Genomic DNA, 25,824 nt, shown 5'->3' on the forward strand with positions numbered 1-25,824 from the left:
CACTCCGGACACCACGGCCGGGAACGGGACGGCGCCCGGTGACCTACTTGGTGATGCCGTGGACCTTGGCCATGGACGTCAGCCCGGACATCGTGAGGATCGGCGCGAGCAGCGGTGTCGCGATCAGCTCCAGCCGTTCGGCGTGCGCGAACAGCACGCTCATCCCGGCGCTGTCGATGTAGTGGACCTCGGTGAGGTCGACGACGAGGGAGCCCTCGGCGTCCGAGAGCGCGGCGGCGAAGGCGGCGGTGTTGCTCAGGTCGATCTCACCCGCCGCCTTGAGGACAGATCTGCCCCGCTGGTCGGTGGTCCTGGTCAGGGTGAGCGGCGTCGTCATCGGGGATCATCACCTGCATCATCACGGTCGTGCCGGTCGGGTCGGGGAAGATGGCGACTTCGTCCATCAGCGTCTGCATGATCTTCCTACCCCGGCCGCGCCGCGCGTCCGGGTCGGTGATCGGGATCTTCCAGGTGCCCGTGTCGGCCACGGTCGCGAGCAGGCCCGCGTCGCCCACGGTCTCCACCCGCACGCGGACGGCCTGGCGCTTGGTGTCCCGGTAGGCGTGCTCGACGGCGTTGGCGCACGCCTCGCCGACGGCCAGGAGGACGCTCTGGGCCCGCGGGCCGGAGAGCCCGCACTGGCGCAGCCAGGTGCGCAGCAGGCGGCGGGCGCCGCCGAGCTGGCCGGGCTCGGCGGGGAAGGTCACGTCCAGCGGCGCCGGGTGCCGGTACAGCAGCAGGGCGACGTCGTCGTCGTAGCCGCCCGCGGGGGACAGGGCCGACATGATCTGCCCGGCGAGGTCCTCCAGCCCGCTCGCCCGGCCCTGCTGGACGGCGAGCGCGGCCTTGTCGATGCCCTCGGTCAGCGACGAACGACGGCGTTCGACGAGCCCGTCGGTGTAGGTGAGCAGGGTGGAGCGCGGCGGCAGGGTGCACTGGGCCTCCGTGCGCAGCACGCCCGGCCGGACCGCGAGCGGGATGGAGCGCCCTTCTTCGAGCAGGTGGGTGGAACCGTCGAGGAGCGCCAGGATCGCGGGTGGGTGCCCGGCGCTCGAGTACACGAGGTGGCCGGTGGTGGGGTCGAGGACACCGCAGAACACGGTCGTGCACAGGGCGCCCGGCACGCCGGCGGCGAACTGGTCGAGCGCCATCAGCGCGCGGGCGGGGCCGATCTCCTGCAGCACCAGGGCGCGGCACGCGCTGCGCAGCTGGCCCATCACCGCGGCCGCGGTGAGCCCGCGGCCGACGCAGTCCCCGACGACGATGCCGATGCGCTGGTCCGGCAACGGGAACGTGTCGTACCAGTCGCCGCCCACCTCGAGCGGTCGTGCCGCCGGTTCGTAGCGCACGGCGAACCCGCCCGGCAGGTGCGACGGGCCGAGGATCGCGCGTTGCAGCGCCAGCGCCGTCTCCCGCTGCTGGTCGATCTGCCGCGCCCGGGACAGGCCCTGCGCGAGGTGACCGGCCAGCAACGACAGCAGCAGGCCGTCCTGCTCGGTGAACTGGTGCCGCGGGTCGATGCCCAGCCGCAGCACCATCGGCCCGTCGGGGTGCTCGACGGTGACCGCGGCGCCGCCGTCGCCGACGAGGACCGGGGTCAGCGCCGGGTGGTCCCGCAGCGCCACGAGGACCGCGCGCTCGTCCTCCGGCAGGTCGCCCCAGGCCGGGCCGGCCGTGGCGGTGAAGACCCTCGGCACCTCCTCGCGCCCGAAGACGACGGCCACGACCTGCTCGGCCCGCCACAGGTGCGCGAGCTGCGCCAGCGCGCCGGACAGCGCCTCGGTGGTGCTGGTGGCGCGGGACAGCAGCACGCTGAGGTCCGCGAGCGCGGCCTCGCGCCTGCGGGCGTGGTGGTCGGCGGTGGCGTCGCGGAACGTGCCCACGGTCATGGTCCGGCCGCTGTCCGGGTCGCGGGCGGGGTTCATGAGCGCGCTGACCCACAGCCGCCGGCCGTCCCGGTGCACCACGGGGACGGTCTTGCTGCTGTTGTCGCGCCCGGTCCGCGTGTCGAACGCGTCGGTGAACTGCCTGCGCTCCTCTGGATCGGTCTCCGCGTCGGGCCACCACGGGTGCGGGACGGGGTACGGCAGGCCCTCCGGCCCGTAGCCGAGCATCTCCGTGAAGGCGGAATTGATCTCGACCACGGTTCCGTCGTCGTCGCAGACGAAGAACGCCTCCTGCAGGGAGTCGATCAGCGCGTCGCGCCACCGGGCGTGCTGGCCGCGCAGGCGCGCCAGGTCCACGTTCGCGCGCACCCGCGCCAGCAGGTCGGCGGCGGCGAACGGCTTGACCAGGTAGTCGTCCGCGCCGGCCCGCAGCCCTTCGCCGGACGCCTCCTGCCCGGCCCGCGCCGACAGCAGCAGCACCGGCACCGCCATCGTGCGCGGATCCGAGCGCAGGGCCGTGACCAGGGACAGGCCGTCCATGCGCGGCATCATCACGTCGCTCACGACCAGGTCCGGCGGGTGCGTGCGCGCCGCCTCCAGCGCCGCCTGGCCGTCGGTCACGGCGCGGACCTCGTACCCCGCCCTGAGCAGCAGCCGGGTGAGGTACTCGCGCATGTCGGCGTTGTCGTCGGCGACCAGGACCGTCGCGGACACCTCCGGTGCCGAGCCGGCGGCCGTGCTGGGCACCAGGTCCTCGACACCGGGGCCGGGATCCGGCAGCCACCGCAGCGCCTCCTGCACGTACGGGGCGGCGATGTCCGACACCGCGGGGAAGACGGGCTCGTCCGACACCGCGTCGGCCGGCAGGTGCTTCGTGCCGAACGGCAGCTCGACGGTGAAGGTGGTGCCCCGCCCCTCCTCGCTGTCGGCGCGGATGGTGCCGCCGTGCAGGCCCACGAGCTCCTGCACGAGCGCGAGCCCGATGCCGCTGCCCTCCTTCGACCGCGACCAGGTGTTCTCGATGCGGTGGAAGCGTTCGAACAGCCGCGGGATCTCGTGCCGCGGCACGCCGACACCGGTGTCGCTGACCGTCACCACCGCCTGGCCGCTGCCCGCCCGCACGGAGACGCCGACCGAGCCCTCGACGGTGAACTTGAGCGCGTTGCTCAGCAGGTTCAGCACGACCTTCTCCCACAGGCCGAGGTCGACGTGCACCGGCTCGGGCAAGGGGGAGCAGTCGATCTCGAAGCGCAGGCCCGCCTTCTCGACGGCCGAGCGGAAGACGCTGGCGAGCTCCGCGGTGACCGCCGCGAGGTCGACGGGCTGGAAGACCGCCTGCATGCGGCCGGCTTCGAGCCGGGAGAAGTCGAGCAGCGTGTTCACGAGCTTGCCCAGCCGCAGGCCGTTGCGGTGGATGACCTCGAGCTCCTGCCCCACTGCGGGGTCCGCCCGGCCGAGCTGGTCGCGCAGGTCCTGCACCGGGCCCATGATGAGCGTGAGCGGGGTGCGGAACTCGTGGCTGATGTTGGAGAAGAACGCGGTCTTGGCGCGGTCGAGCTCGGCGAGCTCCTCCGCACGCCGCTGCTGGGCGCGGAAGTCACGGGCTCCCGCGAGGCCGGCGGCGATGTGGCCCGCGACCAGCTCGACGAAACCCCGGTAGCCGGCGTCGAGCGGGCGGTGCCGGTTCAGGCCCGCCACCAGGAACCCGTGCGGTGCGCCGCCGGGACGCTGCAACGGCACCACCAGGGCGTTGACGGGAGGGGTGTTCCAGCTCCCGCCGGGCAGGCCGGTGAACCCGTCGAGCCCGGCCACGACGGACTCACCGCGCCGCATCGCCGCCACCGGCCACACCGGGGAGGCGTCGGACACCGGCAGGGTTACCGGAGCGGCCGGATGACCGGGCTCGATCCCGGCGGCTCCCGCCAGGCGCGCGTGACCGTCGTCGAAGAGGTAGACGAGGCTGAACGGCAGGTCGCGCTGGTTGCGTTCGAGCTGCGCGCACGCGAACGCCAGCACGTCCTGCTCCTCGCGCGCGACGCTGGGGTCCGAGCCGAGGTCGCGCAGCGTCGCCATCCGCCGCTCGCCGATGACCCGCTCGGTCTCCTCGCTGACCACGCACAACATGCCCGCCACGGCGCCGCTGTCGTCGCGCAGCGGGCTGTAGGAGAACGTGTGGTAGCTCTCCTCGCGGTAGCCGGACCTCTCCAGGAACAGCAGCAGCGCCTCGTCCCAGGTGGCCTCCCCGGTGGTGAGCACGCTGTCGACCCTGGGGCCGATGTCCTCCCAGATCTCCGCCCACACCTGCGCGGCCGGTCGCCCGAGGGCCCACGGGTACTTGCGGCCCAGCGTGTTGCGCCGGTAGGCGTCGTTGCAGAAGAAGGTCAGCTCCGGACCCCAGGCGAGCCACATGGAGAACCTGGACGACAACAGGATGCTCACGGCGGTCTGCAGGCTCTGCGGCCAGCCGCTCGCCGGTCCGAGCGGCGTGGCCGCCCAGTCCACTGCGGCGAGGTCGCGGCCGACCGCGAGGTCCTGTGCGAACACCTCGGCGAGCGCCGTACGGTGGTGTCCGGGCCCGTTGTTGTCAGAGCGCGTCACCGACCGTCCTTCCACCACCATCACCGAACGACTTCTCCAGGGTGCAGGCACTCGGCGGCTGTTGCACGACGAGTTCCGGCAAGTGTGCGAAGTCACCCGCGGCGTCGGCGCGGGCGACGTTCGACCGGCTCCACCGGCACGGTGCAGATGATGCCGTGCGCGAGTGGGGACCGGCGAGCCGTCAGGGGTGCAGCCCCGGCTCCGCCTCCGTGCTGGGGGCGATGGGCGTGGGGCTGAGCGCGGTGTCGTCCTCACCCTCTTCCAGCAGCGTGGCCGCCGGCCCGACCACGCGGACGTCCGGCGTGCCGACGACGTCGGAGTCCTTGTCGTCGTAGTCGAAACGGGCGAGGACGCTGCGCATGGCCTCGATGCGCGCCCGCTTCTTGTCGTTGCTCTTGACCACCGTCCACGGCGCGATCTCGGTATCGGTGGCGCGCAGCATGGCGACCTTCGCCTCGGTGTAGTCGTCCCAGCGGTCGAGCGACTTGATGTCGTTCGGGCTGAGCTTCCACTGCCGCACCGGGTCGATCTGCCGGATGACGAACCGGGTCCGCTGTTCCTTGCGGGACACGGAGAACCAGAACTTCACCAGCAGCACGCCGTCCTCGACGAGCATCCGCTCGAACACCGGCGCCTGCCGCATGAACCGCTCGTACTCCTCCTCGGTGCAGTAGCCCATGACGTGCTCGACGCCGGCGCGGTTGTACCAGGAGCGGTCGAACAGGACGATCTCCCCCGCCGTGGGCAGCTCGCGGACGTAGCGCTGGAAGTACCACTCGCCGCGCTCCCGCTCGCTCGGCTTGTCGAGCGCGACGGTCCTGGCCCCGCGGGGGTCCAGGTTCTCGGTGAAGCGCTTGATGGTGCCGCCCTTGCCGGCGGCGTCACGGCCCTCGAAGAGGACCACGAGCCGCTGCCCGGTCTCGCGGACCCAGTACTGGAGCTTCAGCAGCTCGATCTGCAGCAGCCGCTTCTGCCGTTCGTACTCCGGACGGGACATCCGTTCGGAGAACGGGTAGTTCTCCTGCCAGGTGGTCACTTCCCGGCCGTCGGCGTCGAACAGCACCGGCTCGTCGTCGTCGGGGAACTTGGCGGTGTAGCCGTCGACGAGCAGATCGGGGAGGTCGAGCGTCACGTCCGTCACGGAACCGTACATACCCGGCGTGACCACGCGAAAAACCGGTTCATCCTCGCCGGACCCGGGTAAGTCCGCCCAGATGAGCACAGTCGACCAGCGCCTGGAGAGGGCGATCCTGGAACTGGCCGGGGCACGTGGCCCGGCCAAGTCCATCTGCCCGTCCGAGGCGGCGCGCGCCGTGGGGGACGACGACTGGCGCGACCTCATGGAACGGACGCGCGCCGTCGCCCGCCGGTTGGCGGCGCAGGGCCGTGTCGTGGTCACCGGCGGCGGAAAGCCGTTGTCGCCCGACGACGAGTGGCACGGCCCGATCCGGGTCAGTGCGGCGCCCACGACGTGAGCGCCGCACTCGGGGGTCAGAGCGCGCCTTCGGCGTGGTGCCGACCATGTTCAAGGCCGTGGCGAACTCACCCGCCGCGCTGAAGAGCATGTGGGCGCAGTTCGGCGCACTGGGCGGCGGCGCGCTCGGCGCCAAGACCGGTGAGATGATCGCGGTGGCCGTCGCCGACCGCAACCGTTGTGACTACTGCCTTCCGCGCACACCATGCTCGGCAGGAAGGCGGGGGCCACCGCGGAGGAGATGGCGGGCGCGCAGAGCGGCAGGTCCGACGACCCGCGGACCGCCGCCGTGCTGGCGCTGGCGACCGCCCTGGTCGAGCACCGCGGCCAGATCTCCGACGCCGACGTCCAGGCCGCGCGCGACGCCGGGCTGAGCCAGGAGGAGATCGTCGAGACGGTGGCACACGTCGCCCTCAACGTGTTCACCAACTACATCAACGTGGCCCTCGACGTCCCGGTCGACTTCACGCGCGTGACCCCCACCCGCTGAAGCCCCGGCGGGGCGGGCGGCGAGCCCGGCTCGCTGCCCGCCCGCGGCCGCGGACAGGTCGTCCGGCCCGCCGGGGCGAAGTGGTGCATGCTCGGCAGGGCGGGACGAGCGGCTCCTGCCGTCGCGAACGCGCTCCGGTGCGGGCCGAGGCCCGGCACGGCATCCTGGGACCGCGCGCACCACCCCGCAACCGGGCTCTCGTCCGAAAGTACGAGATGGTGAATTCGGGTGCCGCAACCGCGTTCACCTCGCCCTACGGTCACGATCATGACTACTGCAACGGGTAAGACGACGCCACCGAGCACCGTCATCGCCGCCTTCATCGGGTTCCTCGTGTCGTGCGTGTTCGCGGTGACGTCGGTGGGTGTCCTGGTCGGCTCGCACGACGACCTCGTCGAAGCGCTGAGGCAGTCGGGGACGGCGATGACCGAGGAGCAGCTCCAGAGCGCGGCCACCTTCGCCCAGGCCATGTTCGCGAGCATCGCGGTTGTGATCGCGCTGGTGCAGCTCTGGCTCGCCTTCAAGCTCAGGTCGGGGCGCAACTGGGCCAGGATCCTGCTCACCGTGTTCACGGTGTTCCAGATCGGTTCGCTGTTCATCGGGGAGGGGTCGGCCACGTGGCCCGCGTACGGCGGCGCGATCGTGGCGGCGCTCGCGGTGGTCGCGAGCTACCTGCCGGCGTCCAACGTGTACTTCGACACCGTCAAGCGGGCGGGGTAGCGGGGTCGTTCGTGGACACCGGGACGAGAATGCGGGCATGACCACAGGGGGACCGCCGGCGCGGCGGAGCGTGTTCGTGGCCGAGGTCGCCGCGCTGGTCGCGGCGACGGCGGTGGACGGGTTCCTGGTCATCGGCGCGGACGAGCCGCAGGGCGCGCTGGGGTCGTTGATCACCATGGTCGTGCCGTACGCGGGACAGGCTTCGGCTGTCCTGGCGGTGCTGCGGCGCCGGTTCCCCCGCCGCGTCGAGCTGCTCGGCGGCTCGGCCGTGGCGCTGTCCCTGATCAGCACGGCGGTGGGCGGGCTGGTGGCGGGAACTCCCCGGCAACCGCCGGTCACGGAGGTGCTGGCGCTGCTGCTGCTGGCCGCCGCGGGGTGCCGCCGGCTCCCTCCGGCGCGGGCGGCGGTGCTGGCCGTCGCCGCCTGCGCCGCCGGAGTGCTGGCCCCGATCGCGCGCTACGGCCTCGGCTACCCGGTGGCGCTCTTCTCCGTGGCCGCCGCCCTCGCGTGGGGGGTGGCGGTGGCGCTGGGCCTCATCCTGCGCGACGCCGACGCCCGGCACCGCCGCGAGCTGGAGCGCATCCGCACCGAGGACCGGCTGCAGCTCGCACGGGACCTGCACGACCTGGTGGCGCACCACGTCACCGGCATCGTGGTGCGCACCCGCGCGGCCCAGGCGCTCATCGCGAACCCGGCGGCGCCACCGCAGGACCCCCTGGAGGTCTACGACCAGATCGAGCAGGCGGCGGCCGAGGCGCTGACCGCGACGCGCGGCCTGGTGGGGGTGCTGCGCAGCGACGAACCGCTGCCGTCACCGAGCCTCGTGCTGGGCGACGTGGTGCGGGGCGCCGTGGGGGACGAGGCGTCGGTGCACGTGGCCGACGACGTCGAAGCCCTTCCGCTGCCGGCGCAGGTCTCCGTCGCGCTGCACCGCGTGCTGCTGGAAGCGCTGACCAACACCCGCCGGCACGCGCGCGCCACCGAGGTCCGGGTCGCGATCCGCTCCGAGGACGGAGACCTGGTGCTGGACGTCGACAACGACGGCGTGCCGGCCGGCGCCCCGGCGGAAGGCGGGCACGGCGTCCTCGGCATGGCGGAGCGGATGGCCGCGCTGGGCGGGGAGCTGACCGCCGGTCCGCACGGGCAGCACCGCTGGCGGGTCACCGCACGGCTGCCGCTCGGACCGGAGGACGATCCGTTCGACACCGTGCCGAGGGGACTCTGATGACGATCCGAGTGCTGATCGCCGACGACCAGACGCTGGTCCGCACCGGCTTCCGGCTGATCCTCGACGCCGAGCCCGGCATCAAGGTGATCAGCGAGGCCGCCGACGGGGAAGCGGCCGTGCGCATGGCGCGCCAGCTTCGCCCCGACGTGACGCTGATGGACATCCGCATGCCGAAGCTGGACGGCCTGCGGGCGACCGAGCTGCTGGCCGGCCCCGGCGTCGAGGACCCGTTGCGAGTGCTGGTCGTGACGACCTACGACGTCGACGAGAACGTCTACGCCGCACTGCTCGCCGGCGCCTGCGGCTTCCTGCTCAAGGACGCCCGCCCGCGCCTGCTGGTCGAGGCGGTGCACGCCGCGGTCAGGGGAGAGGCGCTGGTCTCGCCCGCGGTGACGGTGCGGCTGCTCGCGCACTTCACCGGCGGGAACGGACGCGACCACCGCGAGTCACCGCTGACCGGCCGGGAGCTCGACGTCGTGCTGGCGGTCGCGCGCGGCTGGACCAACGCCGAGATCGCCGACCGGCTGCGGGTCTCGTTGTCGACGGTGAAGTCGCACCTGGCCCACGTCCAGGAGAAGATCGGCGCCCGCAACCGCACCGAGACCGCGATCTGGGCGTGGCGCAACGGACTGCTCAGGTGAGGGGGCGGTCGTCGGCGGACTGCTTGGCGGGCCGGTCAGCGATGGGCTGGTCAGTGGCGAGGTGGTCCGCCGTGGGCCGGTCGGTGGCGGGGCGGTCGACAGTGGGGCTGTCGGCGACCCGCTGGCGAGCGGCGGGCTGGTGGGCGATGGCCTGGTCGGCGACAGGCTGCTCGGTGCCGGGCTGGTCGGCGATGGACTGGTCCGTGGCGGGGCGGCTGACGGTGTCCAGGTCGGCAGTGCGCTGGTCGGCGACAGGCTGCTCAGTGGTGGGCCGGTCACCGGTGGGCTGGTCCCTGGCGGGGCGGCTGACGGCACCCTGGTCGGCGGCGGACCGGTCGGCAGAACGCCGGTCAGCGGTGGGACGCCGCACGACCACCGTGCGGGCCACCATGTCCCCGAGCCGCTGGTTGCGGGGTGTCACGACCATCAGCACGAGGCCGACCAGGCCCAGCAGCAGCCCGTCCACCGACATCAGCAGCCACCGCACGAAGTAGTCCCGCAACGACGGCCGGCCGCCGCGCAGCGTGGTGATCCGGATGCCCAGCCACCGCATCGCCGGTGTCGAACCGTCGTGCCGGTGGGGGTACCAGATCTCCATCCACAGCGTCCCGAGCAACGCCACCGCGATCACCGCGGCCCACGGCAGCACGAAGAACACCTTCGGCGGCAGGCCGAGCTTGATCAGCGGCAACGACAGCAGGAGACCCAGCACCAGGCTCAGCACCGCGGCGAGGGTCAGCAGGACGAACTCGATGACGTGCTGCGAGCAGCGGCGGAGGACTATCGATCGGGCACCGGCATCAAAGGCCATTCGGCCATCATGCCGAAAGTCCTGCGCCGGTGGCAGGCGGGTGGCGAGTTCGGCGTGGAAGCCGGGGAAACCGCGGCCGAAACGCGGGAAAGCCGTGGAAGCCGCGCGAGTGGCGCTCGGCGTTCCGCGGGAACCGTGGAAGACCGCACCCGCGAGGTCGCCCGGTCGAGCGCTCGAACCGCCGCCGGGCCGGTCAGCGGTCGTCGGCGGCCGCGGTCTGGGTGAGCACGGCGACGGTCTCCTCGAGTCCGCGCTGCACCTCGTCACCCTGCGCTTCCCGCACGCTGTGCAGGCTCACGGTGATGCGCGAGCGGCCCGGCGCCACCTCCTCGACCTGGAGCTCGCCGTGGTAGTCGTCCGGGCCCTCGGCGCCCCACTCGAGCCGCCGCCGTTGCGCGTCGGGACGCAGCCACGCCTCGCCTTCGACGTGGTGGCCGTGCACCTCGGCCTCCACGTGCACCTGCTCGCCGCCCTCGGGCTCGGCGGTGGTCATCTGCGGGAAGTAGCGGGGCAGGTTCCTGGGCTCGGCCAGGAAGCCGAACAACGTGTCGGCCGGGATGTCGGCCTCTGCCGTGTGCGTGTAGGTCGCCATGGCGGTCGGGGTACCCAGCGCCCGGCGACCTCATCCGCGCGTTCACCCGTTCACGACCTCGACGTACCCGTCGGTGCCGTTCACCCGGATCCGCTGCCCGTCCCGGATCAGGCGGGTGGCTCCCTCCACGCCGACGACGGCCGGTAGCCCGTACTCGCGGGCGACCACCGCGCCGTGGGTCATCAGGCCGCCCACCTCCGTCACCAGGCCCGTGATCGCGACGAAGAGCGGTGACCAGCTCGGGTCCGTGTGGGTCGTGACCAGGACGTCGCCGGGTTCGAGATCGGCCTGTGCCAGGTCCAGGACCACCCTGGCCCGTCCCTCGACGGTCCCGCCGGATACCGCGATCTCGGCGGACGGCACGCTGATGGCGACGTTCACCACCGACCGGCCGCAGGTGCTGGACTGGGTGCGGACGATCCAGGGGTTCAAGGGCGACACGGCGGCGGTCGGGCTGGACTACCGCGTGCAGGACGGGCTGATGTACATCGTCGGCAACCACGGCGGCGTCTACACGGTCAAGATCTCGCCGCCGGACGTGATCATCACGAAGGTCTCGCAGCTCACGGTCCCGTTGCACGGCACGAACTTCGGCGTGGACTTCAACCCGGCGGCCGACCGGCTGCGGGTGCTCGGCGACACCGGCCAGAACCTGCGCCACGACCTCAACACGCACACGACCACCACGGACGTGGCGCTGACCACCCCGCCCACGCCGGGAACGACCCTCGGTGTCACCGCGGCCGCGTACACGAACAACGACCTGAACCCGGACACGGCGACCACGTTGTTCGACATCGGCACCGCCACCGACCAGGTGCTCGTCCAGTCACCCGCCAACAACGGGACCCTGGCGCCGACCGGCAGGCTCACCGTGGACGCCGGCGCCAACGCGGGCTTCGACATCTACAGCACCCTGAGCAACGGCAAGGCCACGTCGGCGGCGGGCTTCGCCACCCTGGCCGCGCCGGACGGGACCTCGTCGCTGTACGGCGTGAACCTGCTGAGCGGCATGGCGACCGGCATCGGGCGGTTCCCGGTGCCCATCACCGATCTCGCGATCTCGCTGTCGGGGAGCTGATCCCCCCGCGGGCGATCCCACCCGTGGAGCCGGCCGGCTCCACGGGTGGGATCGTGCCGACAGCGGTGGTGGCGCGGCATCAGCTTCCCGGATGGGCACTTCGGCGGCGTTCAGGTGAAACTCCATTCGCGACCGATGTGGAATCGTTGCCGAGTCACATGTTCCCGCCGAACCGCATTGGTCTGATGAGGCAGACATCCCACGCACGCGGGTGAGGACGTGGAAGGGGCTCAGGACACGTCCTTACCGTCTTCGCATCGGTTCCCGGACCGACTCCCACCACCGCTGAAGGGATTCTGCTCGTGCGAAGACGTTGGCCGGCAATGGCGCTCGCGTCCGTGCTCGCGGGCAGCGCGCTCACCGCCGCCGCCCCCGTGGCCGCCCAGCCACCCGCTTCCACGCTCACCAAGTCCGTGCAAGGCGTGTCCGATCCCGCCGCCCACGGAGACACCGCCACCTGGGTCGTGTCCTACGCGAACGGCGCTCCCGGCGCCGCCACCATCACCGACACCGTCGGCGCGGGACAGACCTACGTGCCGGGCTCGTTGCAGGTGCCGCCGGGCTGGACCCGTTCGGAAGGCAGCCCCCTCAGCGCGACGAACCCCAACGTGCGCAACGGTGGAACCGCCCTGTCCGGCTTCCTCACGCCACCGGTCCAGGCCAGCGCGAGTTCCACCGGCGGCGACGGGTTCACCCCGATCCTGCACCGCACGCCCGACGGCCGCCTCCAGGCGTGGAACGTCTACCACCACGTGGCCGCCGCCGACCCGAAGCTGGTGTGCACCGACCTCACGACCGGCGCGCTGTGCGCGGGCGGCCCGTGGCCGAAACCGCTCAACACGACACCCGGCGCGTTCGGCACGGGCAGCACCGGCGACATCGCGAGCCCCCTCGAACCGCAGTACGTCCGCGACCCTGCGAACGCCGCCCGCGTGTACTACTCGGCCACCACGGCGACCTCGATCGGCGTCGGGTGCCTCGACCTCGCCGCGCCCGGCAACTGCGGGTACTGGCCGCTGATGACCCGCACCGGGCAGACGTTCGAGATGGCGGGCCTCGTCCGCAACGGCGGAGACCTCTACGGCGTGGCGACCTCCGGGCACGTGGTGTGCTGGACGATCGCCACGCAGAGCCCGTGCGCGGGCCAGCCGTACGCGCCGATCGTGCCGTTGTCCAACAGCGGGGGCTACTACCTCGGAGCGCTGGCGGTCGCCGCCGGCAAGGTGTTCGCGTCGTCGTCGCTGCCGCCGGGCACCGGCACCCCGGTGCTCGGCTGCTTCGACCCGGCGACCACGGGCGCGTGCGCCGGCTGGGCCTCCCCGAAGGCGGTCGGGCCGTTCGGCAACTACACCTACAACGCCTACACGGCCTACAGCACAACGGGTGCGGAGACCGGTGTGTGCTCCAGCACGACCGGCGGCCTGAACGTCACCACCTGCTACACGATCGACGGTGCGTCCCTGCCCAGCCCGCCGGGCCCCGCCGGGCTGGAAGGCGGCGTCCTCGTGTTCACCCCGGAGGTGGTGCGCACCGGTGACCGCGTGCGCAGCTACTTCGGCATCTGGGGTGGCCCGTACGAGGGTGCCTCGGTGTGCCACGACTGGAGCACGGGAACGTTGTGTGCCGGACTCCCGGCGCGCATCACCCACCCCAACGTCAACAACGGCCAGACGAGAGATTACGGCTACGCCTACGACGTCCCCACCGGCTGCCTGATCGGCCTGGGCGACAGCGGTGTGCTGTTCTCGATGGATCCTGACACGGGGGCGTCGCCCTGCGTGCGCAGCGGCGCCTCCGTGTCGCTCACCCCGTCGCAGTTCTACTGCGACGGCAAACCGCACGCGGTGACCTACACCAAGGCGCGGCTCACCGGTGTGACACCGGCGAACGTGAACTTCGGCGCGTCCCGCGCGCAGGTCGTCGACCAGGGTGGGAACCCCGTCGCCACACCGGGTTTCGCCCCGGACGGCACGATCGACCTGAGCGGTGTCTCCGCCACCTCGCTGACCGTCACGGCGTCGCTCGTGTTGAACAACGCGGCCGACTTCGGCGGCGGCAACCAGCCGTCGCTGGTCGTGGAGTTCACCGGGGACGCGCCGCAGATGTGCTTCCGCACCACCATCTCCGCGGAGTGCGCGGTCACGTCGGTCGCCAACACCGCGGGCGGTACCGACGTGACGGGCAGCTTCACGTCCAACACCGTGACACGGCAGGTGGCGCCCGGTGCCGGATGCATGCCGAATGTGGTGGTGAACAAGGAGATCTGCGGCTCGCACACACCGTCGCACTGCAAAGCGGGCGGCGCCGGGCCGTGGGTGAAGGAGGCGCCGGTGGGAGTCCTCGGGTTGCTGCACGCGACCGCGTACTGGCGGGTCACCGTGACCAACAACGGCCCGATCCCGATCGCTGACGCGCATGTGGTCGACGACGTGGAACCCGCCTGCCAGACCGGCCCGTTCACGCTGCAACCGGGGGAGTCGAAGCAGGTGCACTGCTCCACGTACGCGTTGCTGTCGCTGTTCCCCTTGACCAACAAGGCGAAGGCGAAGTACACGCCGGTGAACGGCGGCCGGCTCTACAGCGACTGGTCCGCCGCCAAGGCGTGCTCGCTGCTGTGCGTGCTGAACTGACCTGAGTGGACTCGGCGCGGCCGACCGGATGATCCGGACCAGTCGCGCCGAGTCATCCTGGACGCCAGGGCACCCAGGCCAGGAGGTTCACGAAGATCCCGCCGAGGACCAGGAAGCCGAGCACGCCGCCGGCCACCGAGTGCGCCTGGTCGTTGTCGGCCAGGGCGGCGACGACCCGGCCGTTCTCCAGGTCGTAGCGCACGGTCACCCGCTCACCCCAGGTGCCGGGCCGGCCCGTTCTCCGACAAGGTCGTGACCTGCCTCGTCCCGTCCGGCAGCGGGTAGGCGACCTCGACCGAGACGCTCCTGCCCGACCTCAGCCGTTGCTGCACCGCCCCCTCGGCACTGGCCCAGGACCTCTGCTCGGCCGACGACCGGAGCACGACCGCCGGCCCCGCTGCCGCGGCCACCAGCGCGATCCCGGCGACGACCCGGTCGTCCGCGACTTCAGCGATTTCGCCACCACGCCTCCTCCACCCCCGACATCGTCCGGTGGCGACCGGACGTGCCAGGCGATGTGAGACGTCGTGGCGCGAGCACCGGCCGGACGCTCGCTACCGTACGAAGCATGCGTACGCGCGGATCACTCCTCGGAAGGCAGCACGAGATCCGCCGCATCGACCAGCTCACCGGTGCGGCGCGGGCCGGTCAGGGCGGCGCGCTGGTCCTGCGCGGTGAGGCGGGCATCGGCAAGAGCGCGTTGCTGGACCACGCCCGCCGGTCCGCGGCCGGGTTCGTGGTCGCCGAGGCGTCCGGGTCGCAGTACGAGGCGGAGCTGCCGTTCGCCGCGCTGCACCAGCTCTGCCGGCCGGTGCTGCGGCACCTCGACGAGCTGCCCGCCGCGCACCGCGACGCCCTCAAGGTCGCGTTCGGGCTCGTCACCGGCACGCCGGACGTGTTCCGCATCGGTCTCGCGGCCCTCGGCCTGCTCGCGGCGGCGGCAGGGGAGCGGCCGCTGCTGTGCCTGGTCGACGACGCCCAGTGGCTCGACGTGGAGTCGTCGAGGGCGTTGATGTTCCTGGCGCGCAGGATCGGCGGCGAGCCCGTCGCCGTGCTGTTCGGGGTCCGGCTGCCGTCCCCGCCGGGTGAGCTGGACGACGTGCCGGGCCTGACCGTCGGAGGGCTGAGCGACACCGACGCCAGGGCGTTGCTCGCCGCGCAGAGCCACGAGGCGCTCGACGAGCAGGTCCGCGACCGGATCGTCGCCGAGGCCCGCGGGAACCCGCTGGCGCTGCTGGCACTGCCGAGGGCGGGCGGTTTCGCCCCGCCGGACACGTCCCCGGTGCCGTCGAGGGTCGAGCGCGGGTTCGCGGCGGCGCTCGCCGGGCTGCCCGCGCAGGCCCGGCTGCTGCTGACGATCGCGAGCGCCGACCCGACCGGCGACCCCGCGCTGCTGTGGCCAGCCGCCCGCCGGCTGGAGATCGACCTGCCGGCCGCGACCGCGGTCGCGAGCGCCACCGGCCTGGTCGAGTTCGGCACCCGCGTCCGGTTCTTCCACCCGCTCGCCCGCACCGCCGCCTACCAGGCGGCCGGGGTGGGCGAACGCCGGCTCGCCCACCGGGTGCTCGCCGAGGTCACCGACCCGGTCGTGGACCCGGACCGGCGGGCATGGCACCGCGCCCAGGCGGGCGCGGGCCCGGACGACGACGTGGCGGCCGAGCTCGAGCGGTCGGCGTCCAGGGCCAGGGCCCGGGGCGGCGTGGTGGCCGCGGCGGCCTTCCTCGAACGCGCGGCCGAGCTGTCGCTCGACCCCGCCAAGCGCGTGGGCCGGGTGCTCGCGGCGGCGCGGGCCCAGCTCGACGCGGGCGCCGCCGACCGGGCCGCGGAACTGCTCGCGGACGTCGACGGCGCCGGTCTGGACGAGGTCCGGCGCGCCGAGGCCGACCTGCTGCGGGGCCAGGTCGCGTTCGTGCGGGCGGGTGACGGCGACGGCCCGGAGTTCATGCTGCGCGCGGCGGACCGGCTCGCGCCGCTGCACCCGGAGCGCGCCCGCGAGTGCTACCTCGACGCGCTCGAGATGAGCCTGCTCGTCGGCCGGGCGAGCGGAATGATGGACAAGGTGCTGAGCGCCGCGCGGTCGTCGCCCGCGCCGCACGACCCCGACGTCCTGGACGCGCTGGCCGTGCTGACGACGCAGGGGCACCGCGCCGCCGTCCCGTTGCTCAGGAACGCCCTCGACGGCGCCGACGGCGCGCTGTGGACCCGGCGTCCCGCGCTCGCGGTCACGCTCGCGGCGGAGCTGTGGGACGTGCGGACCCACGCGGCGATCACCGAGTGGCTCGTGAAGAACGGTCGTGAGTCGGGATCACCCCTGGTGCTGCGCCTGGGTCTCGCGCAGGCCGCGTCGTTCGCCGCGCTGTCCGGCGACCTCGACCGCGCGATGGCCGCGATCGCCGAGGACGACGCGATCGCCGACGCGACCGGTGGGCCTCCGGTCATGTACCACCGGTTGCAGCTGGCGGCGATGCGCGGCCGCCGGCACGAGGCCCTGGAACTGTTCGAGGAGGCCACGGCGGCGGCCACGCGAGGCGCGGGGCACCTGGTCGCCAACGTCCACTGGGCGGCCGCGGTGCTGCACAACGGTCTGGGCGACCACCCGGCCGCGCTGGCCGCCGCCCGGCGGGCCGTGGGGCTCGGCGACCTCTTCCTCGCCGGGTTCAGCCTCCCCGAACTGGTGGAGGCCGCGGTGCGGTGCGGTGCGCACGACGACGCCGTCGCCGCGCTGGATTCGCTGACCGAACGAACCGAAGCGGCCGGCACCGCGGCGGGCCTGGGCATCGCCGCCTACGCGCGCGCACTGGTCACCGGCGACGAGGACGACTACCGGGAGGCGGTCGACCGCTTGGCGGACAGCCCGCTGCTCCCGTACCGGGCCAGGGCGCACCTGCTGTACGGGCAGTGGCTGCGCCGCGCGGGCCGCCGGCGGGACTGCCGCCCGCACCTGCGCACCGCCCACGACCTGTTCGCGGGCGCCGGGCTCGAGGCCTTCGCCGGGCGGGCCGCGGACGAGCTGCGCGCCACCGGCGAGACGGCCCGCGGGCGGTCCGCGCACACCCGCGACCAGCTCACCATGCAGGAGCTGCACATCGCGCGCCTGGTCGCCACCGGCGCGACGTCCGCCGAGGTGGCGGCCCGGCTGTTCCTCAGCCCGCGCACCGTCGACGCCCACCTGCGCAACGTCTTCCGCAAGCTCGGCATCACCTCCCGCCGGCAGCTCAGGGACCTGCCGGACCTCGGATCTACGTAGTTCTCGCCGACGCGACGGCACCGCCCGCCGCGGGACGGTCGTCCCATGAGACGTCGCACGGTTCTGAAGGCCCTCGGCTGGGGCATCGGGGGTGCCGCCGCCCTCGGCGGCGGTGGCTTCGGCGCCTACTGGCTCGCCGCGAAGCGGGACACCGTCGGGAAAATCGCCTTCGACCGCGCGCTGCCGATCCCCGCGCTGGCCACGCCGGGGACCGGTGCGGCCGGAGCGAAGGTCTTCACGCTCGGCCTCCAGCCGGGCGAGACCCGGTTCAAGGACGGCCCGGCGACCAGGACGTGGGGCGTGAACGGCACCTACCTGGGTCCGACGATCCGCGCCCGCCGCGGCGACCTGGTCGAGTGCGCCGTGCGCAACGGCCTGGACCGGGAGACCTCGCTGCACTGGCACGGGATGCGCCTGCCAGCGGCCATGGACGGCGGTCCACACCAGACGGTGCGGCCCGGCGAGACCTGGGCGCCGAAGTGGACGGTCGACCAGCCCGCCGCGACGCTCTGGTACCACCCGCACGTGCACGGCGCCACCGGCGACCACACCTACCGCGGCCTGACCGGGCTGTTCATCGTGGACGACGACGCCACCGACGCGCTGAACCTGCCGTCCCGGTACGGCGTCGACGACATCCCGCTGATCGTGCAGGACCGCGCGTTCGACGGCGCCAACCAGTTCGAGCAGCCGGTCCCGCTCGGCGGCTCGCTGGGCGTGATCGGCGACGAGATCGTCATCAACGGCGCCATCGGACCGTACTTCGACGTCACCACAAGACTTGTGCGGCTACGGCTGCTCAACGGCTCCAACGCGCGCATGTACAACTTCGGCTTCTCCGACGACCGCCGCTTCGCGCTCGTCGCCACGGACGGCGGCCTGCTCGCCACGCCGTGGGAGACCGATCGCCTCTCCCTCTCACCGGGCGAACGGGCCGAGGTCGTGGTGGCGTTCACGGCGGGGGAGCGGGTCGAGCTGCGGTCCTACCCGTCGGCGAACGGCGGCGCCCTGGGCCGGCTCGACGGCTTCGACGACCGCTTCGACCTCTGCCAGTTCCGCGCCGCCGGTGCGCTGTCCGACGACACAGAGCTGCCCGCGGTGCTCGGTGCCGCACCGGACCTCGCCGGTCAGCCGGTCGCGCGGGAACGGACCTTCGCGCTGGCGTCCGACCGGATCAACGGTCAGGCGATGGCCATGGACCGCATCGACTTCGGCGTCCGCGAGGGCACCGTCGAGGTGTGGGAGGTGACCAACGACAACGGCTTCCTGCACAACTTCCACGTCCACGACGTCCAGTTCCAGGTCCTGGCGGTCGACGGCGGACCGCCGGAGCCCCCTCTGCGTGGCTGGAAGGACACCGTCCTGCTGGTCCAGGGCAAGCGCTACCGGCTCGCGATGCGCTTCAGCGGCCACACGGACCCGAACACGCCGTACATGTACCACTGCCACCTGTTGCAGCACGAGGACGACGGGATGATGGGCCAGTTCGTCGTGCTGGGCGAGGGAGAAGAGGTCGGTGCCGTCGGACGGAAACACCACCACTCCTGAGCGCGGGGACAAGCCGAACAGATCACCGAGAGGACGCACGACCACATGACCGATCCCGACCTGCCGGACAACTGGGGCCGTTGGGGAGCCGACGACGAGCTCGGCACGCTCAACCTCATCACCGACGACGTCAGGGCGAGGGCGGCCGCGGAGGTGCGCACCGGCCGGTGGGTCTCGCTGGCGCTGCCCATCACGCCCAACCCGATGATCAGCGGCCCGTTCGCGCCGGAGACGGTGGACGCCTCCCCGGTGCAGCAGTTCATGAGCCACACCGGCGTGGGCGTGGCGGCCGACCTGGTGCTGGTGACCAACCACCACGCCAGGTCGACGCACCTGGACGCGCTCGCGCACTGGTCGCACGACGGCGAGGTCTACCCGGGACGCCCCAGGGAGCAGGTCGTCACCGCCGCGGGCGTCACCCACGCGTCGACGTCGGCCTTCGCCGCCGGCATCGTCACGCGCGGGGTCCTGCTCGACCTGGCCGTCGAAGGGCCTCTCGCGCCCGGCCACGCCGTGACGTCGCAGGACTTCGAGGAGGCCGAGCGGCGCCAGGGCGTCGAGGTGCGCGAAGGCGACGCCCTGGTGGTGCGGCTCGGCTGGCCGAGCACGCCGTTCCCCGGCACGCCCACCCCCGGCATCAGCCTGGACGCGGTGCGCTGGATGCACCGCCGAGGTGTCGCGCTCTTCGCGGGCGACAAGGGGGACGCGCACCCACCACTGGACCCGGCCGGCCCGTCGCCGCTGCACGGCGTCGGACTGGGACGCATGGCCATGCCGCTGATCGACGCGGCCGAGGTCGACGGCCTCGCGGCGTTGTGCGCGGAACTCGGGCGCTACAGCTTCATGCTCACCGTCGCGCCGCCGCGCGTCCACGGCCTGACCGGTGTTCCCGTCAACCCCACCGCCGTGTTCTGACCGCCGGAAGTCGTCCGAAGTTCTTCCGCCTTGTCCCCGCATCCGACGATTGAGGTTCGTGCGCGCGGGAATCCTCGGTGTGACGTCGCACCTGAGACTCAGGTGCCGGGAAGGACACATGGGCACCGACGACAAGCTCGACGCCAAGGCCGACCAGCTCAAGGGCAAGGTCAAGGAAGGCGTCGGCGACGCGACCGATGACAAGGGCCTGGAGACCGAGGGCAAGGTCGACCAGACCAAGGGTCACCTCTCCGAAGCGGCGGAGAAGGTCAAGGACGCTTTCAAGAAGGACTGACCGCCTCACCGCGCTGCCTGGGCGCGTGCACCCTCCGGTGCACGCGCCCAGGCGCGTCAGCGGGTCTCGACGTGACCGAGGAGACACGAACCGCATCGGCCTCCGCTGCGAACCACTGGTGGAACGGAGGTCTGGTTGTGAACTCGTTTCGACGCGAACACCCCGTGCTGATCACCTCGGCCGCCCCGTCGTACCAGGACCAGCTCGCGGCCCGGCGCCGCAGGTACGCGGTGATGATGAGCCTGCGCATCCCGTGTTTCGTGCTGGCCGTGGTCTTCGCGGACATCTGGTGGCTCGCGCTCGCCCTGATCCTGTTGTCCGTGCCGTTGCCGTGGATGGCCGTCCTGATCGCCAACGACCGTCCGCCGCGCAAGGCCGAGACACCGCGACGGCTGAGCCCGTCACGACAAGCGATCACATCTGCCGATGAGGAGTCACGGTGACAGGTCTCACCGTGGTGGTGGGTTACGGGGACGCGGCTCTGGACGTCCTGCGGCACCTTCCACTGCACTTCGAACACCCCGAGGTCGCGGTGCTGGACCCCGACTCGGTCGCGCTGATGGGCGCACTGGCCAACGGAGCCAGGATCGTGCCCGGCGACGGACGCGACATCTGCGCGCTGCGGCAGGCGGGGACGCAGTTCGCGGCGCGGGTCGTCGTCGCCGTCCCCGACGACGTGGACGGTCTGGTGATCACCATGGCCGTGCGCAGCCTCAACCCGGCCGCGATCATCGTCGCGGCGGTTCGGGAGCCGGCCAACCAGGAGCTGTTCACCGCGGTGGGGGCGGATGACGTGTTCGTGCGGTTCCGGTCGGCCTGAGGGGCGGCGGTCTTCGGGGCCGGGCCTGAGGTTTGTTCGGTGGGGGACTGCGCCGCCGGTGTTGGAGGTGCGTTCGGCGGGACAGGTCCCGTGGTGGCTGGGTTGCTGTCGCACGCCAGAGTTCGGAGCTGTGGGCGGAGGTGCGTCCAGCGGAACCCGTCCCGTGGTGGCCGGGTTGCCGCCGCACAGCAGAACCCGAGCAGCACCCCGCGATTCCGAGCCGCTCACCCGCGCACCGCGGCACCGGCCCACGCACCGGCCGGACACCGCGCCACCGACATCAGAGCTCCGCCCACCGGACCAAGTCCGCCACGGTCACGTTCCCACCGCACACCACGATCCCGAGGCGCGCACCGGCCCCGACCCGGTCGAGCACCATCCGGGCCGCCGGCACGAGGCAGCCCGCGGCGGGCTCCGCCCACACCTTCTGCGTCTCCGCCAGCGTGATCGTGCCCTGGACGGCGTCGGCGTCGGACACCACCAGCACGTCTTCGAGCAGTGCGACGGCGTGGTCGTAGGTGAGCTGTGACACGTGTGGTGCCGAGAGCGTCGAGACGATCGACGTCGGAGTGATCTCCACGGGGCCGCCCGCGGCGAGTGCGCGGTGCATCGCGTCGGCGCCCTCGACCTCCACGCCCCACACCCGGACGCCGGGCACGAGGGCGTGGAACGCCGTCGCGACGCCCGCGATGAGACCTCCGCCGCCGATGCTCACCAGCACGTCGGTGAGGTCCGGGGCGTCGGTCGCGAACTCCAGGCCCACCGTGCCCTGACCGGCGGCCACGACCGGGTCGTCGTAGGGGTGCACGAGGGTCGCGCCCGCCTCCACCAGGGTGTTCAGCAACGTGAAGGCCGACGGCAGGTCGTCGGTGAGGCGCACGTCCGCGCCGGAGGCGCGGGCGAGGGCCACCGACCGCGCGGGTGCCGAGGACGGCATCACGACGGTGGCGGCCACGCCGAGCTCACCGGCGACGTCGGCCAGCGCGATGCCGTGGTTGCCGCCGCTCACCCCGACGACTCCCGCCGCCCTCGCCTCGTCGGAGAGCGAGAGGATCTTCGTGAACACGCCGCGCGTCTTGAAGGAACCGCTGCGCTGCAACAGTTCCAGCTTCACCGTCGTGGGGGCGCCCAGCAGCGCGGACAACCCGGGCGAGGGAAGCGCCGGCGTGCGCAGCACCCGTCCGGCGAGCACCTCGGCCGCGGCCCGCACGTCGTCGATGGTCAGCAGTTCAGCCATGTGACCACCCTATGCCAATGCGGAAAACGCGGTGTTTTTCCGCAGAAATACATTTTGGGGCGCTGTTGGAGCTTTCTTGGACGGTGCGGGCAGACTTCCCGATGTCGGTCTCGTGCTCAGGAGGAGGTGCACTCATGGAGAAGACCAAGTCGAAGATGAAGCGGATCACGATTCGCAAGGTGGGCCCGGTTCGCCTCACGGCAGCCGCCTGCTCGCAGTACAACGTCAAGCCGGTCTAAGGGCGCGGCGTGGGTGCGCCGGGCCTCCGTGCCCGGCGCACCCGGCCAGTCGCCGGGGAGGGAACGTGGTGACCGAGTTCGACCCGGACCGGCCGGTGCCCCTGCACCCGCTGGTGTTCCTGGAGGACGGCGACGAGGTGACGATCGGCAGGGCCGACGTCGACTCGTACGGCATCTTCCCCGGTGAAGGCGCTGATCTCGTGCGCAGGCTGGTCGCGGGCGACACCCCGCGCGAGGCCGCCGCGTGGTTCGAGCGGACCCACGGGGAAGAGGTCGACATCGAGGACGTCGTCGCGGCGCTGCACGAGCTCGGCCTCGTGCGCACCTCCGGCGACCAGGTCGTCCCGGCGGCACCCGTGCGCTTCGCGCGGCTCGGGGCCGCGTTGTTCTCGCCGCCGGCGTGGATCGCCTACGCGGCGTTGGCCGGTTGGGCGCTGTTCGCGATGGTGACCACCCCGGACCTGCGGCCGACTTATCGCAACATATTCTTCTCCGACTATTACACGGTCATCCAGGCCGGGCTTTTCCTGGCGGCGGTTCCGCTTCTCTTCCTGCACGAGTCCTTCCACGCCCTGGCCGGGCGCAGGCTCGGTGTCCGGTCGCGGCTGAGAATAGGGCGGCGGCTCTACTTCATCGTGCTGGAGACCTCGCTCGACGGGCTCGTGGCGGTGCCGCGCCGGAAGCGCTACCTGCCGATCGTCGCCGGTCTGCTGGCCGACGTCCTCGGGATCGCCGCGTGCACCATCGCGGCTGACCTCACGCGGCACCCCGATGGCGCGTTGTCGGGCGTGGGGCGCTTCCTGCTCGCGGTCGCGTTCGCCGCACTGCTCCGGGTCATCTGGCAGTTCTTCTTCTACCTGCGCACGGACATCTACGTGCTGGTGAGCACCGTGCTGGGCTGTGTGGACCTGCACGGCGCCGCACGCCGGATGGTCGGCAACCGGGTCAGGCGGCTGCTGGGACGTCCCGAGGTGGACGAGTCGCTGCTGCACCCGGTCGACCGCCGGGCGGCGCGCTGGTACTCGTGGCTCGTCGTGGTCGGCTACACGGCGAGCCTGACGACCTTCGTCCTCGCCGGCGCGCCCGTGGTCTACCGGTTCGCCACGGGTGTGGTCGAGCGGCTCACCGGTGACGAGGTGCCCACGCCCTTGCTGCTCGACTCGGTCGTCTTCGGCGCCGCGGCGGTCGCGCAGTGCGCGGTGCTCGGCTGGCTCATGGTCCGGGAACGCGTGCAGACGCGCCGGGACCGTCGTCTGCAGCACGTCATCCACTGAAAGGACGCACCATGGACAGCCGCTACTGGATCCGGGCCGACCGGCGACGCGACCGGGCGCACGCGCTCGCCGAGCTGGACCTGCCGCCGGTCTGGGCGGTGGTCGACGCCCACCGGCGGCTGCGCGGGCCGTACACCGCGGCGGGGTCCTTGCTGCGCCGGATCGCCGACGACCTGCTCGAACGCTGCCCGCGGCTGGGGGAGCGGCACAACATCGAGCTGCTCACCAGCACGCCGGAGCTGGCCGGGCGGGTGCCGAGCGCGTGGCACACGCTCGAATGGGCCGTGCAGGACAGCGAACGCACCCGCTACTACTCGCGGCTGCACACCCGCAACATCGCGAACGGCCTGGCCGAGGTGCTGCGCGACTACCTGGCGGCACTGGGCGGCGGGCCGCGCACCCTCGTGATCGAGAACGCGCACGAGGCGGACCCGTCGGACCAGGAGTTCGTCGCGGTCCTGCTGCGCCGCGGGGACCTGCCCGGCCTCACCGTGGTGGTGGGCACGAACCGGGAGCCGCTGGCAGACCCGCGCGGTGAGATCGACGTGTCGCTGGCGCGGACCATCGCCGCACACGCGCACGTGGTCGAACCCGGTCCTGCGCCGGAACAGCCGGCGCCGGACGACGCCGCACAGGCCTATGTGGACAGTGACGGCACCGGCGACGACCCGCGGCTGCTCGCCGCCTACCTCGCCCTGCCGGGTGCGGCGAGGGCCGCGCTGCACGACGCCAGGGCCGAGGTGCTCGCGCGGTCCGGCGAGTTCTCGTTGCACCTCGGCGCCATCCCGTACCACCTGGAGCACGGCAGCGACCCCGCGGGAGCCGGCGCCCGCGCGCTGCGCGACGCCCTGGACCACTGCCACAAGACCGGGCTCTACCAGGCCGCCGCGGACCTCGGCCTGCGCGGCCGCGCGGTCGCCGACCGGGAGGGCGACGCCGAGCTGTGGTGGCACCTCACCTTCCAGACCGGGATCGTGCTGGCGGCGGTCGGACGCGCGGACGAGGCGGAGGCGCTCTACGCCGAGGGCCGTGCCGCCTCCCAGGACCCGGCTGTCCACCTGGAACTGGCGTACTCGACGGCGATGCTGCACGCGCGGCACTACCCCGAGCCCCAACGGGACTACGTGCGCGCACGGGCGTGGATGAACCTCGCGATCGCGATCGCCTCGCAGCTCTCCGACCCCAAGAAGGAGGCGTTCCAGTCCGTCTTCACCCGCAACGGGCTCGCCCTGGTGGAGGTGCGCGAGCAGCGGCCGGAGGTGGCGCTGGCGCTGGTCGAGGAGGGCATGGCGAGGCTGGACCGTGAGCTGGAGCCGCACGAGCACGCGCTGCACCGCCTGGTGCTGCGCTACAACCGGGCACAGGTCTACGGCGCGATGGGCCGGTTGGAGGAGGCGCTCGCCGACTACACCCACGTCCTCGAACGGGACCCGAACTTCCCCGAGCACCACTTCAACGTCGGCAACATCCTGCGCAGGCTCGGCCGCGACGAGGAGGCGATCACCGCCTACCGCGAGGCGCTGCGGCTCTCGCCGCCGTTCCCCGAGGCCTACTACAACATCGGCGACGCGCGCCTGGCCCTCGGCGACGTCGACGGCGCCCTGGCCGACTTCGCCTACGTCGTCGAACTGGACCCGCGGCACGTCGACGCCAGGATCAACCTCGCCGGCCTCCTGCTCGCCCGCGGTGACGTCGACCGGGCGTGGCGCGAGGTCACCGCCGCTCTCGAACTGGCGCCGGACAACGCGCACCTGCTGTGCCTCAAGGGACAGCTGCTCGTCGAACGGGACGAGCACGCCGCGGCGTCCGAGGCGCTGGCCGAAGCGGTGCTGCGCAACGAGGAGCTCGCCGAGGCCTGGGCGGTCCGCGGCACGATCGCCGTCGCGTCCGGCGACCTCGGCGACGCGATCAGCTACCTCAGCCGGGCCATCACCCTCGACGACAACCCCGAGGTCCGGTACAACCGCGCGGTCGCGTACGAGGAGTCCGGCGAGCTCGACGCGGCGATCGCGGACTACGACGCGGTGCTCGCGGTGACCGACGACGAGGACGCGCGACACCGCAGGGAACTGTGCGCGGCCGCGACGGCCGGTTGAGG

Annotated in this window: 24 protein-coding genes; 15 read left to right on the plus strand and 9 right to left on the minus strand. The window is 72.5% G+C overall.

Going from position 1 to position 25,824, the window contains the following annotated elements:
- Window positions 1-43 precede the first annotated feature (43 nt).
- The 3 genes from BMW88_RS16210 to ppk2 all read right to left on the minus strand — a co-directional run bounded on the left by BMW88_RS16210 (window position 44) and on the right by ppk2 (window position 5,625).
- Entirely contained in the window at window positions 44-337 is a 294-nt protein-coding gene (locus tag BMW88_RS16210) for an STAS domain-containing protein (protein ID WP_089951538.1), read from the minus strand.
- Window positions 267-4,484, minus strand: a complete 4,218-nt coding sequence (locus tag BMW88_RS16215; RefSeq protein ID WP_245777825.1) for a SpoIIE family protein phosphatase — start codon at window positions 4,482-4,484, stop codon at window positions 267-269. Before BMW88_RS16215 ends, BMW88_RS16210 begins: the two co-directional genes overlap by 71 nt.
- Window positions 4,485-4,665: 181 nt before the next feature.
- Entirely contained in the window at window positions 4,666-5,625 is a 960-nt protein-coding gene (ppk2, locus tag BMW88_RS16220) for a polyphosphate kinase 2 (RefSeq protein ID WP_245777826.1), read from the minus strand.
- A 73-nt stretch (window positions 5,626-5,698) separates the two neighbouring features.
- Here ppk2 and BMW88_RS16225 point away from each other — a divergent pair, with 73 nt between their 5' ends.
- The 5 genes from BMW88_RS16225 to BMW88_RS16245 all read left to right on the plus strand — a co-directional run bounded on the left by BMW88_RS16225 (window position 5,699) and on the right by BMW88_RS16245 (window position 9,037).
- Window positions 5,699-5,959 (plus strand): DUF3253 domain-containing protein, encoded by a 261-nt coding sequence (locus BMW88_RS16225; RefSeq protein ID WP_089951541.1) that lies wholly within the window; start codon window positions 5,699-5,701, stop codon window positions 5,957-5,959.
- 204 nt (window positions 5,960-6,163) lie between these two features.
- Window positions 6,164-6,448, plus strand: a complete 285-nt coding sequence (locus BMW88_RS42785) for a carboxymuconolactone decarboxylase family protein (protein WP_218148082.1) — start codon at window positions 6,164-6,166, stop codon at window positions 6,446-6,448.
- A gap of 267 nt (window positions 6,449-6,715) precedes the next feature.
- Window positions 6,716-7,168 (plus strand): hypothetical protein, encoded by a 453-nt coding sequence (locus BMW88_RS16235; protein ID WP_143116100.1) that lies wholly within the window; start codon window positions 6,716-6,718, stop codon window positions 7,166-7,168.
- 37 nt (window positions 7,169-7,205) lie between these two features.
- Window positions 7,206-8,393, plus strand: coding sequence for a sensor histidine kinase (locus BMW88_RS16240; RefSeq protein WP_089951543.1), 1,188 nt, complete (start codon window positions 7,206-7,208; stop codon window positions 8,391-8,393).
- Window positions 8,393-9,037, plus strand: a complete 645-nt coding sequence (locus tag BMW88_RS16245) for a response regulator (RefSeq protein ID WP_089951544.1) — start codon at window positions 8,393-8,395, stop codon at window positions 9,035-9,037. The genes BMW88_RS16240 and BMW88_RS16245 overlap by 1 nt, the downstream gene beginning before the upstream one ends.
- Here BMW88_RS16245 and BMW88_RS16250 read toward each other — a convergent pair.
- From BMW88_RS16250 to BMW88_RS16260, 3 genes are all read right to left on the minus strand, one after another.
- Window positions 9,030-9,848, minus strand: coding sequence for an RDD family protein (locus tag BMW88_RS16250; RefSeq protein WP_089951545.1), 819 nt, complete (start codon window positions 9,846-9,848; stop codon window positions 9,030-9,032). The genes BMW88_RS16245 and BMW88_RS16250 overlap by 8 nt on opposite strands.
- Window positions 9,849-10,041: 193 nt before the next feature.
- A complete protein-coding gene (locus BMW88_RS16255) occupies window positions 10,042-10,440 on the minus strand; it encodes an SRPBCC family protein (RefSeq protein WP_089951546.1) in 399 nt (132 codons plus the stop codon).
- A 42-nt stretch (window positions 10,441-10,482) separates the two neighbouring features.
- Window positions 10,483-10,821, minus strand: coding sequence for a PEP-utilizing enzyme (locus BMW88_RS16260; protein WP_245777827.1), 339 nt, complete (start codon window positions 10,819-10,821; stop codon window positions 10,483-10,485).
- On the opposite strand from BMW88_RS16260, the gene BMW88_RS16265 reads away from it, so the two are divergent.
- On the plus strand, window positions 10,808-11,521 hold the full coding sequence (locus BMW88_RS16265) for a DUF4394 domain-containing protein (protein ID WP_089951547.1): 714 nt from the start codon (window positions 10,808-10,810) through the stop codon (window positions 11,519-11,521). The genes BMW88_RS16260 and BMW88_RS16265 overlap by 14 nt on opposite strands.
- A 323-nt stretch (window positions 11,522-11,844) precedes the next feature.
- Entirely contained in the window at window positions 11,845-14,151 is a 2,307-nt protein-coding gene (locus BMW88_RS16270) for a DUF7617 domain-containing protein (RefSeq protein ID WP_089951548.1), read from the plus strand.
- A gap of 52 nt (window positions 14,152-14,203) precedes the next feature.
- On the opposite strand, the gene BMW88_RS41885 is transcribed toward BMW88_RS16270, so the two are convergent.
- Together BMW88_RS41885 and BMW88_RS16275 are read right to left on the minus strand one after the other, a co-directional pair.
- On the minus strand, window positions 14,204-14,359 hold the full coding sequence (locus BMW88_RS41885; protein ID WP_177221130.1) for a hypothetical protein: 156 nt from the start codon (window positions 14,357-14,359) through the stop codon (window positions 14,204-14,206).
- 4 nt (window positions 14,360-14,363) lie between these two features.
- Window positions 14,364-14,561 carry a hypothetical protein gene (locus BMW88_RS16275; RefSeq protein WP_089951549.1) on the minus strand — a complete coding sequence of 66 codons (198 nt, stop codon included), beginning with the start codon at window positions 14,559-14,561 and terminating at the stop codon, window positions 14,364-14,366.
- Window positions 14,562-14,719: 158 nt separating this feature from the next.
- Between BMW88_RS16275 and BMW88_RS16280 the strand changes: the two genes are divergently transcribed.
- The 6 genes from BMW88_RS16280 (at window position 14,720) to BMW88_RS16305 (ending at window position 20,976) form a co-directional block, all read left to right on the plus strand.
- A complete protein-coding gene (locus tag BMW88_RS16280; protein WP_089951550.1) occupies window positions 14,720-17,398 on the plus strand; it encodes an AAA family ATPase in 2,679 nt (892 codons plus the stop codon).
- 45 nt (window positions 17,399-17,443) lie between these two features.
- Entirely contained in the window at window positions 17,444-18,946 is a 1,503-nt protein-coding gene (locus tag BMW88_RS16285) for a multicopper oxidase family protein (protein ID WP_089951551.1), read from the plus strand.
- A 45-nt stretch (window positions 18,947-18,991) separates the two neighbouring features.
- Window positions 18,992-19,861 carry a cyclase family protein gene (locus BMW88_RS16290; RefSeq protein ID WP_089951552.1) on the plus strand — a complete coding sequence of 290 codons (870 nt, stop codon included), beginning with the start codon at window positions 18,992-18,994 and terminating at the stop codon, window positions 19,859-19,861.
- A 118-nt stretch (window positions 19,862-19,979) separates the two neighbouring features.
- Window positions 19,980-20,156, plus strand: coding sequence for a CsbD family protein (locus BMW88_RS16295; protein ID WP_089951553.1), 177 nt, complete (start codon window positions 19,980-19,982; stop codon window positions 20,154-20,156).
- A 137-nt stretch (window positions 20,157-20,293) separates the two neighbouring features.
- Complete coding sequence (locus BMW88_RS16300) at window positions 20,294-20,599, plus strand: DUF3099 domain-containing protein (RefSeq protein WP_245777828.1); 306 nt, start codon at window positions 20,294-20,296, stop codon at window positions 20,597-20,599.
- On the plus strand, window positions 20,596-20,976 hold the full coding sequence (locus BMW88_RS16305) for an NAD-binding protein (RefSeq protein ID WP_089951554.1): 381 nt from the start codon (window positions 20,596-20,598) through the stop codon (window positions 20,974-20,976). Before BMW88_RS16300 ends, BMW88_RS16305 begins: the two co-directional genes overlap by 4 nt.
- A 280-nt stretch (window positions 20,977-21,256) precedes the next feature.
- Here BMW88_RS16305 and BMW88_RS16310 read toward each other — a convergent pair whose 3' ends face one another.
- Complete coding sequence (locus BMW88_RS16310) at window positions 21,257-22,213, minus strand: threonine ammonia-lyase (RefSeq protein ID WP_245777829.1); 957 nt, start codon at window positions 22,211-22,213, stop codon at window positions 21,257-21,259.
- A gap of 304 nt (window positions 22,214-22,517) precedes the next feature.
- Between BMW88_RS16310 and BMW88_RS16315 the strand changes: the two genes are divergently transcribed.
- Together BMW88_RS16315 and BMW88_RS16320 are read left to right on the plus strand one after the other, a co-directional pair.
- Window positions 22,518-23,726 (plus strand): hypothetical protein, encoded by a 1,209-nt coding sequence (locus BMW88_RS16315; RefSeq protein WP_089951555.1) that lies wholly within the window; start codon window positions 22,518-22,520, stop codon window positions 23,724-23,726.
- A gap of 11 nt (window positions 23,727-23,737) precedes the next feature.
- Window positions 23,738-25,822: a tetratricopeptide repeat protein gene (locus tag BMW88_RS16320; protein ID WP_089951556.1), complete on the plus strand. Its 2,085-nt coding sequence runs from the start codon at window positions 23,738-23,740 to the stop codon at window positions 25,820-25,822.
- Window positions 25,823-25,824 lie beyond the last annotated feature (2 nt).

It is taken from the genome of Lentzea xinjiangensis, assembly GCF_900110955.1.
Taxonomy (GTDB): domain Bacteria; phylum Actinomycetota; class Actinomycetes; order Mycobacteriales; family Pseudonocardiaceae; genus Lentzea; species Lentzea xinjiangensis.

What these genes read in the sequence shown, in the direction of transcription:
- BMW88_RS16210 (WP_089951538.1), bottom strand. Translation starts at nt 337, where the DNA reads ATGACGACGCCGCTCACCCTGACCAGGACCACCGACCAGCGGGGCAGA.
- BMW88_RS16225 (WP_089951541.1), top strand. Translation starts at nt 5,699, where the DNA reads ATGAGCACAGTCGACCAGCGCCTGGAGAGGGCGATCCTGGAACTGGCC.
- BMW88_RS42785 (WP_218148082.1), top strand. Translation starts at nt 6,164, where the DNA reads ATGCTCGGCAGGAAGGCGGGGGCCACCGCGGAGGAGATGGCGGGCGCG.
- BMW88_RS16235 (WP_143116100.1), top strand. Translation starts at nt 6,716, where the DNA reads ATGACTACTGCAACGGGTAAGACGACGCCACCGAGCACCGTCATCGCC.
- BMW88_RS16240 (WP_089951543.1), top strand. Translation starts at nt 7,206, where the DNA reads ATGACCACAGGGGGACCGCCGGCGCGGCGGAGCGTGTTCGTGGCCGAG.
- BMW88_RS16245 (WP_089951544.1), top strand. Translation starts at nt 8,393, where the DNA reads ATGACGATCCGAGTGCTGATCGCCGACGACCAGACGCTGGTCCGCACC.
- BMW88_RS16250 (WP_089951545.1), bottom strand. Translation starts at nt 9,848, where the DNA reads ATGGCCTTTGATGCCGGTGCCCGATCGATAGTCCTCCGCCGCTGCTCG.
- BMW88_RS16255 (WP_089951546.1), bottom strand. Translation starts at nt 10,440, where the DNA reads ATGGCGACCTACACGCACACGGCAGAGGCCGACATCCCGGCCGACACG.
- BMW88_RS16265 (WP_089951547.1), top strand. Translation starts at nt 10,808, where the DNA reads ATGGCGACGTTCACCACCGACCGGCCGCAGGTGCTGGACTGGGTGCGG.
- BMW88_RS16270 (WP_089951548.1), top strand. Translation starts at nt 11,845, where the DNA reads ATGGCGCTCGCGTCCGTGCTCGCGGGCAGCGCGCTCACCGCCGCCGCC.
- BMW88_RS16280 (WP_089951550.1), top strand. Translation starts at nt 14,720, where the DNA reads ATGCGTACGCGCGGATCACTCCTCGGAAGGCAGCACGAGATCCGCCGC.
- BMW88_RS16285 (WP_089951551.1), top strand. Translation starts at nt 17,444, where the DNA reads ATGAGACGTCGCACGGTTCTGAAGGCCCTCGGCTGGGGCATCGGGGGT.
- BMW88_RS16290 (WP_089951552.1), top strand. Translation starts at nt 18,992, where the DNA reads ATGACCGATCCCGACCTGCCGGACAACTGGGGCCGTTGGGGAGCCGAC.
- BMW88_RS16295 (WP_089951553.1), top strand. Translation starts at nt 19,980, where the DNA reads ATGGGCACCGACGACAAGCTCGACGCCAAGGCCGACCAGCTCAAGGGC.
- BMW88_RS16310 (WP_245777829.1), bottom strand. Translation starts at nt 22,213, where the DNA reads ATGGCTGAACTGCTGACCATCGACGACGTGCGGGCCGCGGCCGAGGTG.
- BMW88_RS16320 (WP_089951556.1), top strand. Translation starts at nt 23,738, where the DNA reads ATGGACAGCCGCTACTGGATCCGGGCCGACCGGCGACGCGACCGGGCG.